Raw genomic sequence first — 12,887 nt, forward strand, 5'->3', positions numbered from 1 at the left:
TGCGAAATCATCGCCCTGAACAGGACGTAGCATTATGAAGACACATCCACAGTACGAACCCTGGTTGCAGGGCATGCTCATCATCGCTAAGCACTATCGGCTGGATTTTTCGGCGGAGCATGTTCGGGTCACGATTAACCATGAAAGCCAGTCTTCGCGCCAGCTGGTGCTGGAGGAGATGGCGCGCCAGCTTGGGCTGGGGATGCGTTGGGTAGCGGCGGAAGCCGTATCGCTCGACCCGTGGCGCTTACCGCTGCTGGCGGAGTTCACCGGCGGGCAAATCGCGGTCATCAACCGTATGGACAATGAAGGGAACATCAGCGTGCAGTTCAGCGGCGACGGCGGCCTGGAGACGACGCTGACGCGTGACGAACTCGGTTCGCGGTTAAAAGGGCTGATGGTGCTGCGTCCCCTGGAGTCCACGCCGGATGCGCGCGTGGATGATTACATCAAACCCTATGAGAAAAACTGGTTCTGGCAGTTGGCGCTGAAAGACTGGCGTCGCTACAGCGACATTATGCTGGTGGCGCTGGTCGCCAACGTGCTGGCGCTCTCCGGCATGGTCTTTTCCATGCAGGTGTATGACAGGGTGGTGCCGTCCCAGTCGGAGGCCACGCTGTGGGTGCTGTTTGGGGGCGTGATGATCGCTATCGTGTTTGAATTCATCATGCGCATGCTGCGGGTGCATATTTCGGATGTGGTAGGGAAACGCGCCGACCTGCGTATTTCCGAGCGCGTGTTTGCCCACGCCCTGCGGATTAAAAACGGCGCACGGTCGAAATCGACCGGGTCGTTTATCGCCCAGATCCGCGAGCTGGAGTCGGTGCGGGAGCTGATCACCTCCACCACCATTGCAGCCATCTCCGATCTGCCGTTCTTCCTGCTGTTCGTCTTCATTCTGTGGATGATTGGCGGCCCGCTGGTGCTGGTGGTGCTGTTGGCCGTGCCGCTGCTGCTCATTCCCGGCCTGCTGGTGCAGCGCCCGCTGGGAAAACTCTCCAGCGAAGGGATGCGTGAATCGGCGATTCGTAACGCCACGCTGGTGGAAGCGGTGCAGGGGCTTGAGGACATCAAGCTGATGCGCGCCGAGCAGCGGTTCCAGAACCAGTGGAATAACACCAATGACGTTGCCGCCAGCGTCGGCATGAAACAGCGCTGGCTGACGGGGCTGCTGCTGACCTGGACCCAGGAGGTGCAATCTATCGTCTACGCCGTGGTGCTGCTGGTGGGCTGTTACCTGGTCATCAGCGGCGACATGACCACCGGTGCGCTGGTGGGCACCTCGATTCTGGCGTCCCGCACCATTGCGCCGCTGTCGCAGATTTCCGGCGTGCTCTCCCGCTGGCAGTCAGCAAAGGTGGCCCGCAAGGGACTGGATGACCTGATGCAGCGTCCGATTGACGATCCCCAGCACGGCAAAAAAGTGCATAAAGCCCACCTGCGCGGTGATTATCAGCTGGACGACGTCGGGTTTTATTACGACGAAGAAGAGAAGCTCACCGTGCTGAACGTCAGCAAACTGCGCATTCGCGCCGGGGAGCGCGTGGCGGTGCTCGGGCGGAATGGTTCGGGGAAAAGCACCTTACTGCACCTGCTGGCGGGAATGCAGGAGCCACAGCAGGGCAGCATTTTGCTGGACGATATTGCTCTTAATCATCTTGACCCGGCTGACGTACGCCGCGATATGCAGCTGCTCAGCCAGCAGGCGAGGCTGTTCTTCGGCTCCGTACGCGACAACATCCTGATGGGTAATCCGCTGGCGACAGACGAGGAAATTCATCAGGCGCTGGTCAACAGCGGCGCGCTGGAGTTTGTGCGCAAGCAGAAAATGGGGCTGAACACCATCATCAACGAGGGCGGAATGGGGCTTTCCGGCGGGCAACGTCAGGCGCTGCTGCTGGCCCGCGCGCTGATCACCTCGCCGAATATTCTGCTGCTGGATGAACCCACTGCCTGGCTGGATGAGGTCAGCGAGAAGCAGTTTATCCAGCATCTGCACCAGTGGCTCGGTAAGCGCCGGACGCTGGTGGTGGCGACGCATCGTCTGCCGATTCTGGACCTGGTTGACCGCATCATCGTGCTGGAAAACGGCAAAGTGGTGATGGATGGCCCTCGTGATGCCATTTTACGCCAGCACGGAATGGCCCCGCAGCAGGCGCCGCAGCGCACGGTTAAACTGAAAACGGAGGGCGTGGCATGAATGATTTCTCCCGCTTTAATAGCCGACTGAAGGAGCCCCGCCTGCCGCGATCGTCGCTGGTGGCATGGTCGCTGTTTGCCCTGCTGGTGGTGTTTATTACCTGGGCCAGCCTGTTCCAGCTGGATGAGGTCACTACGGGCAGTGGCAAGGTGATCCCGTCCTCCCACGAGCAGGTGATCCAGTCCCTGGAAGGGGGGATTATCCACAGTCTGATGGTGCGCGAAGGCGATATCGTCGAGCGTGGTCAACAGCTTGCCCAACTGGACCGGACGAAAACCGAGTCAAGCGTGCTTGAGAGCGAGTCTCGATTAAATGCTGCGATGGCGACAGCCGCGCGTCTGAATGCTGAAGTGAACGACACCGGGCTGACATTCCCGGCAGAGCTGGATGACAACGTTGAGCTGGTTAAACAGGAAACGGCGCTTTACCAGTCTCGTCGCGAAAGCCTTGAAAAAGGGCTGGCGGGTTTACGCCAGGGAGCGGATCTCGTGCAGCGTGAACTGGCATTAACGCGCCCGCTGGTAACGCAGGGGGCGGCCAGTAAGGTCGAAGTTTTACGCCTTGAACGCCAAAAAAATGAACTGGAGAGCAAAATCACCGAGATGAAAAACCAGTACTACGTTCGCGCCCGCGAAGAACTGGCGAAAGCGAACGCGGAAATCGAAGCGCAGCGTTCGGTGATGAAAGGGCGCGAAGACTCACTCACCCGCTTAACGTTTAATGCGCCGGTGCGTGGCATCGTGAAAGACATTGACGTGACGACGGTTGGCGGGGTGATCCCGCCGAACGGCAAACTGATGAGCCTGGTACCGCTTGATGACCAGATGGTGATAGAAGCGAAAATCTCGCCGCGCGATGTCGCGTTTATCCATCCCGGGCAAAAAGCGCTGGTGAAAATCACCGCTTATGACTACTCCATTTACGGCGGGCTGGAGGGGGAGGTGACGATGATTTCACCGGATACCCTTCAGGACGAGGTGAAACGGGATGTTTATTATTATCGCGTTTATATCCGTACAGACAGTAACCATCTGACTAACCGGCAGGGCAAGGAATTCCCGGTGTTTCCGGGCATGATAGCTACGGTTGATATCAAAACCGGCAGTAAATCCGTCATTGATTATCTGCTGAAACCGTTAAATAAGGCAAAAGAGGCGCTGCGCGAGCGATAAAAAAGGCGCTCAGCAAGCCGAACGCCCGTCAGATCAGAGTGTAGACGTCATGTTGACAGCATGGCGTCGTTCTTTTGGTACCACATTGATGTAATGTGTGACATAGGCAAAATATAAACCGGCATAATTTTCGACAAGTTCGATAAATGCCGGGTAAATGGACATCCGGCCATCGCCGCGATCTTTAAGATAACCTGCCTCCTGTGCCGATTTGATAATGCGGTTGACGTGAATACGCGAGACGAAAAATTCTTTTGCAAGTGTGCTGGCTGAATACGCTATAATGGCACCGTATGCTGTTTTGTTTTTAATGGCCTGCAAATAGAGATAGAGCATAATCATCCGACCACCATCCTTATCAATAAATAAACCCACCTCCGGAAGTACTTTACTGAATGTTAATCCGCGGAAAAGGTATTCTGCGGCGCGCCGGAAAAAGTTGTGCCTGAGTGTGTCATTGTCCAGAAGATTAACATTAATGTTGAATGTCGGATAAAGAATGCTAACAGGCGTGAACGCCCCGGACATATAGCGTTTAAGCTCATCCAGTCCTTTTTCCGTAGGCGCGATTTTTGTTTTTCGCCGATCTTCGGTACAGCGCCAGGTCTTAATTCGCCCGGTGGTTTTAAGTATGGTGATGATCGCAATAACGCTGTTAGGGCTGGCGATATTATAGCGTGAGCACAGTGCCTTAATCTCCGAGACCGACTCAGCCTGATTGCCAAAAACAAAACAACATATTGAGAGTATTATATTGAACCGTGATTCCTGAAGCATCGTTTTGTAGAACAGGGGTTGTTTTTTATAAATGGCGTCATTGATTCTGTAGTGTTCTTTTATAGCTTCACTAAATCGCGGGTTGTTTTTAATGACATCCCGTCGATGTAGCAAAGCTCTGGATGAGATGTGATTATCCATAGCATTTTCTCTTTTTTGTCTGAGCCGATGAGAAGAAGTGTCCGGACTTCTTTTTCGGAATTTTCATTATACCTTGAGAAAGTCCTGGTTACTGTTGTTATATGAAAAGAAAATGATATTTATGCTGCATATGGATGAGTCGGTTGATTAACGCAAAGATGTTCATGTGCATAACATTGATAACGGTTTATTAACCAAATGGGGTGCGGTAAAATTATTCAATGCGACAAGGAGTATTGGCTTTAATTACATATGGGAATGATGTTTGTATTCTCAGGAGCAGGTTATGTCTCAAAATTTACCTTCTGTGCAAGGTACTTGCTACAAGCAACGGTTTGTTATTTCAGCCTGCGGTTTCACCTTTGAAGGGTATAGCCTGCTTCTGAAATCTCGAGGCGTACACGCCACGCGACTCCATTTTGAAGAGGATGAAATATGTTCCGTTGACGTTGAAAAAATGATGGAAAATCAATCGCCCGAGGTTTCGGTTTTCCTTGGTCGTGACGTTGCTACTTTTCTTGAAAGCCTGAAGCGCTTGGTATCCGTTCTGAATGCACTGCCGGTGATTTGCAGGGTCACCCTGTATGGTGCACTACCTGAGCGATGGCTTAATGCAACGTTGAGAAGTCTCGTTAATAATACAAAAAAGCTTTCCAGGATCAGGGTAGAGAATATTACAGAAATAATGGGCTTTGTAAAAAATGAGACAGATGAGCGTGCTGGCCCTTCACGCTTGTTGCGTAACGTACCGGACAAGGAGGGTAAAGAAAATTTGCATGGGTTAACACATCGCGAGTTAACCGTGCTACTGAATTTCTATCGGGGTATTTCCATAAAAGAGCAGAGTAAGAGGTTAGGGCTGTCAGATAAAACTATTTATACCCATCGCAAGGTGGGTTTGGGTAAATTATATATTATCAGAGTATGGTTTAGCGACTCTCGCGTTTTCAGAGATGAGGTTTGTGCAGTAAAAAATAAAACAAAAGTGTTTTCGGAAACGGAAATAGATATATTACAAGCGTTACATAAACGGGAAATCTTTGCGGCTTATCAAATTATCACTGATAGTGATAAAAAAGGAGTTGGATTTGAAATCCTGCTGCGCTGGCATAAAAAAGGTGAGATCCTGAAGCCAGCCTATTTTCTGGGAGGGATAAAAAATAGTGAAATATGGCTCAAGCTAACGGCGTTAGTCATCCATGCGGCCGTATCAGGTATCAATAAATACAATGGAAAATATTATTTTTCAGTTAACATTCCTCCTCAACTTGCTTCGGGAAACGCGCTGCCGGGGATGGCCAAAAAGGCCGTCGAAATGTTACTCAAACCGCAGTGGGCCGGGAAACTGGTCTTTGAACTAGCTGAAACGATTGACGTAACAAAGGATAAAAATATTCCCGAAACACTCCAGCGTTTACGCGCCGAGGGATGTCGGCTTTTTCTGGATGACTGTTTTTCAAAATATCATGCTATGCTGCCCATCAGACTGATTAATGTTGATGGACTAAAGCTTGATCGCGATATTGTTGAGCACTTTGTGGCTAACGACAAAGACTATAGCATTATTAAAGCGATACAGGTTTACAGCGACATGACGGGGACCGAATGCGTTGCGGAAGGCGTCGATAGCGAAGAAAAATTTGAAAAACTTGTCGCGTTAGGGGTTAAGCGATTCCAGGGTTATTATCTTTCCCACGCGGTTAAAGAAGAAGAGTTGGATCGAATGGTACGGCTATTTAGTTAACGGCTTCACTATGCTGGTGGTACGACAGACTACAGTATTCGACCACCAGTAAAAAACACTCAATCACCGTCGCAATAGTGTATTCTCAGATATCATCACGCGTAAAGCCGACAACAATTTCAAGTGTGTTGCGAATGACATCGCAGGCTTCAGGCTCCTCGGTAATTTCAAGGGCGTGAATCAGTTGCAGGATGATCTCTTTATTCGAAAGGTTGTCACCGGTCAGCATAATACAGCGTATTGCCGAGCCTAACACTTCAACTTCACCACTGAGATGCTTTCCAGCATTAAGAAAGTGTTCCGCCAGTCCTTTATCGTGCAGGGCTTCAAAATTATACGTCTGGTGCATAGTCGCTTTACTCATGGTGGTCACCGTCTCGGTTAAAATTAGTGTTTCTTATTTGGGCTCAGAAGCGTGTTGTGAGTAAAGAGAGAGCGCATGCGGCCAATATCATAATCGCCCATCACTCTTCCCCGGTCGTGCGATACGCCGGTTACACGCTGGCGCACTTCATCTTCAGCGGCAATCAATGCATTTTTACGCTCATCATTTGATTCAACGTTAGCCATCGCCTGCAGGCGATTAGCAAGAGACGCAAAGGTAATAGGTCCGTTCTCTTTCAGTATGGATAATACGGCCTCACCGATAAGGTCATCCTTAAGTCGTTCAAATTTAGTTCTATGCATAGCTTAATCTCACTCTGCTACACGCGGCTGTAGCATGGGGTTAGTCATCGCATCCAGATGCTCTATTCTCACTCAGCATGACTAACTTAGTAAGTTAAAAACAGTGTTCAGGTTAACGCTCGAAGAAGAGGGCTATCAAACCGTTATAGTGCGCTTTCTCAACGTCAGACGTTGATTCTTCAATTCTGCGCAACAGCTTTGTACAAATTGTCATTCTGCTCAGTTGTACATTTTCTTTGATGATCTCACTGACGATGGCACCAAGGGTTTCCTGCTGTGTTGGGACATTATCCTTGTTAAAATACAAGGTTATAGCGCTTTCTGCTGTAGAGGGAGCATGGTTGCGACGCATAATTTTCCACCGTTGACAAACAATTTTGTAACATCACTGGCATCGAATTTATACTATCCGGTCAAATCTGTACATCTAAATTGTACAAGTTTTTCGTGCAGTTCGGGGATTTGTCAGAAGAACTATCAAAATTAGGGGGAAGAGAGGGAGGAAAACGTGGGGAAAAGAAAAGGCCCCGGAGGGCCTGAAATTATTTCCGTCCCAGCAGAAGTCCCAGAACGATGCCTACCGCACCCGCAGCGATTAAGCCCGTTAACGGGTTATTTCTGACGGCTTCAGTAACATCCGAGACGGCATCACTGGCCTGGGCAGCATATTTTTTCGCTGCACCTTTCACCTGATGTTTAGGGGAATCAACGAATTCACCAAACTGCTGCTGCGCAGCGCCGGATAATTCATCAAGTTTGTTTTTGGCTTTATCGCCAGCGTATTGTGCATTTTTATCAGTGTCGAAATCAGACATTCCAGCCTCCTTTTGTTGATAGTCTAAGGATAGACGCTGATGGCAAGAGTGAGAGAGAATTCGCTAAAATCGACGCCTGATTACCTCTTTTTAGGATATGTCTTTCTTACATGTCCACCATAACGCCCTAAGGATGGAGTGGAAAAATATTTCCCTCGCCGTCTCTGTCTACGTAGCGGGAAGAGACTATTTCTCTCGTGCGTTAGCGCGAAAGGTAATGTAATAGCCAAGGGATGCGGCCAGGCACAGCATATAGCCGAACGATTCCGAACCTTCCTCCACGGCGTTTTTCACGACACGCATATAGCCATGCTCCAGAATGGCGTGCCACAGCACCTGCATTCCAAAGAGACGGGAGAAGACCAGTACAGCCAGCAGGCCGCTCAACAGAATACCGTACCAGGGGGATTGCGTGTATTTTGCCAGCTGTTCCAGGGTAGTGCGAAAATGCATAACGGGGCGAATTATAGCCAGCAGAGCGGTAATCAGCGCGAACCACACCCAACTCCCATGAGAAATGAGGTCAAAAAGCGCGTCCAGTTCACGAATTAACATCGTCAGGAAAAAACCGCCAACCAGAATATTACAGTAACGCATGGATTCATCCATTTTCGCCAGACGAAAATGGAGGAACACGATAGTCGCTAATACCGTTTCCTGCATAATTTCAGTCAGTGATAATTCCGGAATATCATGGCCGACAAACCGCATATCAACCCAAAGACAAAGAATAATAAGCGCGCATGCGACCGCCGCGCCAACAAAGAATAAAAAGCTCTTTAGTACAATCATTAACACCACCATTTTGTTTGTAGCAGTATGTTAGGTGACGAGAATGTTATTTCTGTTCACATCGTGCCATATAAGTGCTGAATTTTAACATTACGAGCTAAATAGGATTCGTAGCGGCCAGAATAAACCCTAAATATCTTTTGTTGCTTGCCGGCGATGTGCTCATTGCAGCGTCTCTATCTTGTGGTTTACAGGGCAATAACATACAAGGTACCATACCCCCCTATAGTATCAGGAGGGCGTATGCCGCATTCACCCGAAGATAAAAAACGTATTCTGACCCGCGTCCGCCGCATTCGAGGCCAGGTTGATGCCCTTGAACGCGCCCTGGAGTCGGGCGATCCCTGTCTCGCCATTCTGCAGCAAATAGCCGCCGTGCGCGGTGCTGCCAATGGCCTGATGGGTGAAATGGTTGAAATTCACCTCAAAGATGAGCTGGTGACGGGGGAGACCACCCCGGATCAGCGGGCAGTGCGGATGGCGGAAGTCGGCCATTTGCTGCGCTCTTATCTAAAATAAACCCACACACCTCACAACAAGGGAAAGACATCATGAAATCTCGCGCAGCTGTCGCGTTCGGCCCAGGCCAGCCGCTGAAAATCGTTGAAATTGATGTTGCTCCGCCGAAGAAAGGCGAAGTGCTGATCAAAATTACTCACACCGGCGTCTGCCATACCGATGCGTTTACCCTCTCCGGTGACGATCCGGAAGGGGTATTCCCGGCGGTGCTCGGCCACGAAGGGGGCGGTGTGGTGGTGGAAGTGGGTGAAGGCGTTACCAGCCTGAAGCCCGGCGACCATGTGATCCCGCTCTACACCGCAGAGTGCGGCGAGTGTAAGTTCTGCAAATCCGGCAAAACTAACCTCTGTCAGGCCGTGCGCGCCACGCAGGGCAAGGGTCTTATGCCGGACGGCACAACCCGCTTCTCCTATAACGGCGAGCCAATCTATCACTACATGGGGACCAGCACCTTCAGCGAATACACGGTGTGCGCCGAGATCTCACTGGCGAAAGTGAATCCGCAGGCCCCGCTGGATAAAGTCTGTCTGCTCGGCTGCGGTGTCACCACCGGTATCGGCGCGGTGCATAACACGGCGAAAGTGAAAGAGGGTGACACCGTGGCGGTGTTCGGCCTGGGCGGGATCGGTCTGGCGGTCATACAGGGCGCGGTACAGGCGAAAGCTGGGCGTATCATTGCTGTGGATACCAACCCGGAGAAATTTAAGCTCGCAGGTGAGATGGGTGCGACCGACTTCATCAACCCGAAAGACTACGACAAACCGGTTCAGGACGTGATCGTTGAGCTGACCGACGGCGGCGTGGATTTCAGCTTCGAATGTATCGGCAACGTCAACGTAATGCGCTCAGCGCTGGAGTGCTGCCACAAAGGCTGGGGCGAGAGCATCATTATCGGTGTGGCCGGCGCGGGTCAGGAGATTAAAACCCGTCCCTTCCAGCTGGTGACAGGGCGCGTATGGCGCGGGTCGGCATTTGGCGGCGTGAAAGGCCGTACACAGCTGCCGGGCATGGTTGAAGATGCGATGGTCGGCAAAATTCAGCTCGACCCGTTCATTACGCACCGCCTGCCGCTGGAGCAGATCAACGAAGCTTTCGATCTGATGCACGAAGGAAAATCCATTCGTACCGTCATCCATTTCGGCGACAACTGATTATTCTGCCAGCGGTTTTTCCCGCTGGCATTTCTTCCCTGATCTTCTCTAAAGTGTGACCTGTCTGGCGCTTTTAGGCGTAATCTAATTCCCCGCTGTGCCGATGACTCTTTTACAGGCGTGTTTTTACGCATCTTACCTATAAGAGAGTCGACGGTCATGGACAACACAACATCGATGCAGGCGCAGCACAAGCTGAGTTTCTTGCATCACATCCGGCTGGTTCCGCTGTTTTCCTCCATTCTCGGTGGCATTATTCTCCTGTTTGCCTTGAGCTCGGGTCTGGCAGGCTATTTCCTGCTCCAGGCCGATAACGATCAGCAGGATGTCACAGCAGAAATCCAGGTGCGCACCGGTCTGTCAAACAGTTCCAACCATTTACGCACCGCCCGTATCAACATGATCCACGCGGGGGCGGCGAGCCGCATCGCGGAGATGGAGGCGATGAAGCAAAACATCGCTGAGGCTGAGACCCGCATCAGGCAGTCGCAGGATGGATTTGCCGCCTATATGAAGCGCACCGTTCGCACTCAGGCTGATGAAGCGCTGGATGGCGATCTGAAAGCCCGCTATGACGCCTACATCGCCGGTATGCAGCCGATGCTGAAATATGCCAAAAACGGCATGTTTGAAGCCATTATCAACCATGAAAATGAGACCGCGCGTCCGCTGGACGATGCCTATAACGCGGTGTTGCTGAAGGCGATAAAAATCCGCACCGAACGCGCGAACGCACTGACGGCGCAGGCTCACACCCGCACCCGGCTGGGGCTGATGTTTATGTTCGGCGCGTTTGGCCTGGCGCTGGCGCTGGCGGTGATCACCTTTGTGGTGCTGCGCCGTACGGTGATAAACCCGCTTCAGCGAGCCGCTACGCGTATCGAAAATATCGCAAAAGGCGATTTGACCATGCCGGACGAACCGACCGGGCGCAGCGAAATTGGCCGCCTGACGCGCGATCTGCAAACAATGCAGCACGCGCTGGTGACAACCGTGGGCACAGTGCGGCAGGGGGCGGAGGAGATCTACCGGGGAACCAGTGAGATCTCCGCGGGTAATACCGATCTCTCATCCCGAACCGAACAGCAGGCGGCGGCCATCGAACAGACGGCGGCCAGCATGGAGCAGCTCACCGCGACGGTGAAGCAAAACGCCGATAACGCGCATCATGCGAGTAAACTTGCAGAAGATGCCTCCGGTAAGGCCAGCCGCGGGGGGCAGATGGTCTCCGGCGTGGTGAAAACCATGGGTAATATTTCCACCAGCTCGAAGAAGATCTCTGAAATTACCGCCGTGATTAACAGCATCGCGTTCCAGACCAATATTCTCGCGCTCAATGCGGCGGTAGAGGCGGCGCGTGCGGGTGAACAAGGACGCGGCTTTGCGGTCGTGGCGAGTGAAGTCCGCACCCTGGCAAGCCGCAGCGCGAACGCGGCGAAAGAGATTGAAAGCCTGATTAATGAATCGGTGTCGCTTATCGATCAGGGTTCCGGGGAGGTGGTTGCGGCGGGCAATACCATGAATGAGATCGTCGAGGCGGTTAAACGCGTCACCGATATTATGCTGGAGATTGCGGCCGCGTCCGATGAGCAGAGCCGCGGCATCGTTCAGGTGAGCCAGGCGATTTCCGAGATGGATAAGGTGACGCAGCAGAATGCCTCGCTGGTGGAAGAAGCCTCTGCGGCGGCGGCCTCGCTGGAAGAGCAGGGCGCGCGTCTGACGGAAGCCGTTGGCGCGTTTCGTCTCAATGGGGCACGAGCAGGAAGGACTGCTGCCGCAACCGCAGCAAAACCCGCGCCTTTAACCCCGGCGGCGACTGTCTCAGGTGATAACTGGGAAACGTTCTGAGTAAGACAGACCCGCCCTCGCGGCGGGTTCTGCGTTTAGGGTCAGAGAGGCATTGACTTACGAATGGCGCTTAACAGCGTTTGGGCGCCTTCAGAGAGCGGGGCATCTACCCGCGTCAGGATCCCAATGGGTTCTCCTGCGCCGGGTGAGGTTACCGGCAGCGCGGTGAGCACGCCGCGTCGCAGATCGTCCTTCACCGCGCCGGACGGCACAAACCACACGTAGTCATAATCCACCGTCAGCTGGCGCGAAAGAGACGCCGAGAGCGTTTCAATACACCCTGAAGGCAGCGTGCAGCCCTGCATTTGCAGCAACGCTTCCGCATTCTGACGCGGAACCGTTCCTTTCGGGGAAACTACCACCGGCCACTCCATTACGCGGCTTAAGGTGACGGTATCCTGCAGCAGGGGATGATTCGGACGCACGACCAGCTTCAGTGATTCCAGGAACAGCAGCTCGTAATTCAGGCCGCTCATCAGTTCCGGATCGGACATCCGGCCAATGCCCAGATCCAGCTCGCCTGACTTCAGGCCCGCCAGCAGCATGGTGTTATTCATAGTCGCGACCTGAAGCGTGGCGTGCTTTTGCTGGCGGTGGAACTGGCCGATCGCCGCAGGCAATATGCCCAGCGCAGCCGTTGGCAGTGCGCCCACGCGCACGATGTCGCTGGCCTGCTCTTCTTTACGGTTTAAGGCCTGACCGGCGGTATTGAGGGCATCAAGAACTTTAACGGCATGCGTCAGGAACTGTTCGCCCACGAGAGTAAGCTGAGCGCCCAGACGGCCGCGATCGAACAGGCGGGTTCCGGTAAGCTGTTCCAGTTCGTTCAGCGTTTTGGATAGTGCAGGCTGACTAAGGTTAAGGGTTTCAGCCGCTCGCCCCAGCGTTCCCTGTTGAGCGACGGCCACAAATGTATGCAAATGGCGCAAGCGTATGCGCTGACTGAACAGACCATTTTTTTCCATAGGCGATGTTAAAAACAGAGCGACGCGGGTGACAAGTTAAGTTGTTTGAATTTGATAACCTGATAGCAAAATATTT

The 12,887-nt window shown here is 52.5% G+C and carries 13 protein-coding genes; 6 read left to right on the forward strand and 7 right to left on the reverse strand.

From position 1 onward, the window contains the following. The first annotated feature begins 34 nt into the window (after positions 1–34). A complete protein-coding gene (locus HWQ15_RS19165) occupies positions 35–2,200 on the forward strand; it encodes a type I secretion system permease/ATPase (protein ID WP_022648065.1) in 2,166 nt (721 codons plus the stop codon). Next, entirely contained in the window at positions 2,197–3,372 is a 1,176-nt protein-coding gene (locus HWQ15_RS19170; RefSeq protein WP_063148859.1) for an HlyD family type I secretion periplasmic adaptor subunit, read from the forward strand. Before HWQ15_RS19165 ends, HWQ15_RS19170 begins: the two co-directional genes overlap by 4 nt. Before the next feature lie 33 nt (positions 3,373–3,405). Here the strand turns inward: HWQ15_RS19170 and HWQ15_RS19175 are convergent, their stop codons facing one another. After that, a complete protein-coding gene (locus HWQ15_RS19175; RefSeq protein WP_046621606.1) occupies positions 3,406–4,290 on the reverse strand; it encodes a hypothetical protein in 885 nt (294 codons plus the stop codon). A 286-nt stretch (positions 4,291–4,576) separates the two neighbouring features. On the opposite strand from HWQ15_RS19175, the gene HWQ15_RS19180 reads away from it, so the two are divergent. Further along, the gene (locus tag HWQ15_RS19180) at positions 4,577–6,034 is read left to right on the forward strand and encodes an EAL domain-containing protein (protein WP_063148860.1); all 1,458 of its coding nucleotides are present in this window, start codon (positions 4,577–4,579) and stop codon (positions 6,032–6,034) included. An 85-nt stretch (positions 6,035–6,119) separates the two neighbouring features. On the opposite strand, the gene HWQ15_RS19185 is transcribed toward HWQ15_RS19180, so the two are convergent. The 5 genes from HWQ15_RS19185 to HWQ15_RS19205 form a co-directional block, all read right to left on the reverse strand. Continuing rightward, positions 6,120–6,398 carry a biofilm development regulator YmgB/AriR family protein gene (locus tag HWQ15_RS19185; protein ID WP_075208094.1) on the reverse strand — a complete coding sequence of 93 codons (279 nt, stop codon included), beginning with the start codon at positions 6,396–6,398 and terminating at the stop codon, positions 6,120–6,122. A 23-nt stretch (positions 6,399–6,421) separates the two neighbouring features. After that, complete coding sequence (locus HWQ15_RS19190; protein ID WP_045622789.1) at positions 6,422–6,721, reverse strand: hypothetical protein; 300 nt, start codon at positions 6,719–6,721, stop codon at positions 6,422–6,424. Positions 6,722–6,833: 112 nt separating this feature from the next. Next, a complete protein-coding gene (gene ycgZ, locus HWQ15_RS19195) occupies positions 6,834–7,073 on the reverse strand; it encodes a regulatory protein YcgZ (RefSeq protein WP_003857265.1) in 240 nt (79 codons plus the stop codon). Positions 7,074–7,263: 190 nt separating this feature from the next. Further along, complete coding sequence (locus tag HWQ15_RS19200) at positions 7,264–7,536, reverse strand: YqjD family protein (RefSeq protein ID WP_032624291.1); 273 nt, start codon at positions 7,534–7,536, stop codon at positions 7,264–7,266. A 186-nt stretch (positions 7,537–7,722) separates the two neighbouring features. Then, positions 7,723–8,328 carry a hypothetical protein gene (locus tag HWQ15_RS19205; RefSeq protein WP_023300068.1) on the reverse strand — a complete coding sequence of 202 codons (606 nt, stop codon included), beginning with the start codon at positions 8,326–8,328 and terminating at the stop codon, positions 7,723–7,725. A gap of 243 nt (positions 8,329–8,571) precedes the next feature. On the opposite strand from HWQ15_RS19205, the gene HWQ15_RS19210 reads away from it, so the two are divergent. The 3 genes from HWQ15_RS19210 (at position 8,572) to HWQ15_RS19220 (ending at position 11,846) form a co-directional block, all read left to right on the forward strand. Further along, positions 8,572–8,847 carry a metal/formaldehyde-sensitive transcriptional repressor gene (locus HWQ15_RS19210; RefSeq protein WP_003857256.1) on the forward strand — a complete coding sequence of 92 codons (276 nt, stop codon included), beginning with the start codon at positions 8,572–8,574 and terminating at the stop codon, positions 8,845–8,847. A 32-nt stretch (positions 8,848–8,879) separates the two neighbouring features. Continuing rightward, on the forward strand, positions 8,880–9,998 hold the full coding sequence (locus HWQ15_RS19215) for an S-(hydroxymethyl)glutathione dehydrogenase/class III alcohol dehydrogenase (RefSeq protein WP_017693450.1): 1,119 nt from the start codon (positions 8,880–8,882) through the stop codon (positions 9,996–9,998). Between the two features lie 159 nt (positions 9,999–10,157). Further along, positions 10,158–11,846, forward strand: coding sequence for a methyl-accepting chemotaxis protein (locus HWQ15_RS19220; RefSeq protein ID WP_063148861.1), 1,689 nt, complete (start codon positions 10,158–10,160; stop codon positions 11,844–11,846). Positions 11,847–11,887: 41 nt separating this feature from the next. Here the strand turns inward: HWQ15_RS19220 and HWQ15_RS19225 are convergent, their stop codons facing one another. Next, the gene (locus HWQ15_RS19225; protein ID WP_022648073.1) at positions 11,888–12,811 is read right to left on the reverse strand and encodes a LysR substrate-binding domain-containing protein; all 924 of its coding nucleotides are present in this window, start codon (positions 12,809–12,811) and stop codon (positions 11,888–11,890) included. Positions 12,812–12,887 lie beyond the last annotated feature (76 nt).

Source organism: Enterobacter sp. DSM 30060, from assembly GCF_013375955.1.
GTDB lineage: Bacteria > Pseudomonadota > Gammaproteobacteria > Enterobacterales > Enterobacteriaceae > Enterobacter > Enterobacter intestinihominis.

What these genes read in the sequence shown, in the direction of transcription:
- HWQ15_RS19165 (WP_022648065.1), top strand. Translation starts at nt 35, where the DNA reads ATGAAGACACATCCACAGTACGAACCCTGGTTGCAGGGCATGCTCATC.
- HWQ15_RS19170 (WP_063148859.1), top strand. Translation starts at nt 2,197, where the DNA reads ATGAATGATTTCTCCCGCTTTAATAGCCGACTGAAGGAGCCCCGCCTG.
- HWQ15_RS19175 (WP_046621606.1), bottom strand. Translation starts at nt 4,290, where the DNA reads ATGGATAATCACATCTCATCCAGAGCTTTGCTACATCGACGGGATGTC.
- HWQ15_RS19180 (WP_063148860.1), top strand. Translation starts at nt 4,577, where the DNA reads ATGTCTCAAAATTTACCTTCTGTGCAAGGTACTTGCTACAAGCAACGG.
- HWQ15_RS19185 (WP_075208094.1), bottom strand. Translation starts at nt 6,398, where the DNA reads ATGAGTAAAGCGACTATGCACCAGACGTATAATTTTGAAGCCCTGCAC.
- HWQ15_RS19190 (WP_045622789.1), bottom strand. Translation starts at nt 6,721, where the DNA reads ATGCATAGAACTAAATTTGAACGACTTAAGGATGACCTTATCGGTGAG.
- ycgZ (WP_003857265.1), bottom strand. Translation starts at nt 7,073, where the DNA reads ATGCGTCGCAACCATGCTCCCTCTACAGCAGAAAGCGCTATAACCTTG.
- HWQ15_RS19200 (WP_032624291.1), bottom strand. Translation starts at nt 7,536, where the DNA reads ATGTCTGATTTCGACACTGATAAAAATGCACAATACGCTGGCGATAAA.
- HWQ15_RS19205 (WP_023300068.1), bottom strand. Translation starts at nt 8,328, where the DNA reads ATGATTGTACTAAAGAGCTTTTTATTCTTTGTTGGCGCGGCGGTCGCA.
- HWQ15_RS19210 (WP_003857256.1), top strand. Translation starts at nt 8,572, where the DNA reads ATGCCGCATTCACCCGAAGATAAAAAACGTATTCTGACCCGCGTCCGC.
- HWQ15_RS19215 (WP_017693450.1), top strand. Translation starts at nt 8,880, where the DNA reads ATGAAATCTCGCGCAGCTGTCGCGTTCGGCCCAGGCCAGCCGCTGAAA.
- HWQ15_RS19220 (WP_063148861.1), top strand. Translation starts at nt 10,158, where the DNA reads ATGGACAACACAACATCGATGCAGGCGCAGCACAAGCTGAGTTTCTTG.
- HWQ15_RS19225 (WP_022648073.1), bottom strand. Translation starts at nt 12,811, where the DNA reads ATGGAAAAAAATGGTCTGTTCAGTCAGCGCATACGCTTGCGCCATTTG.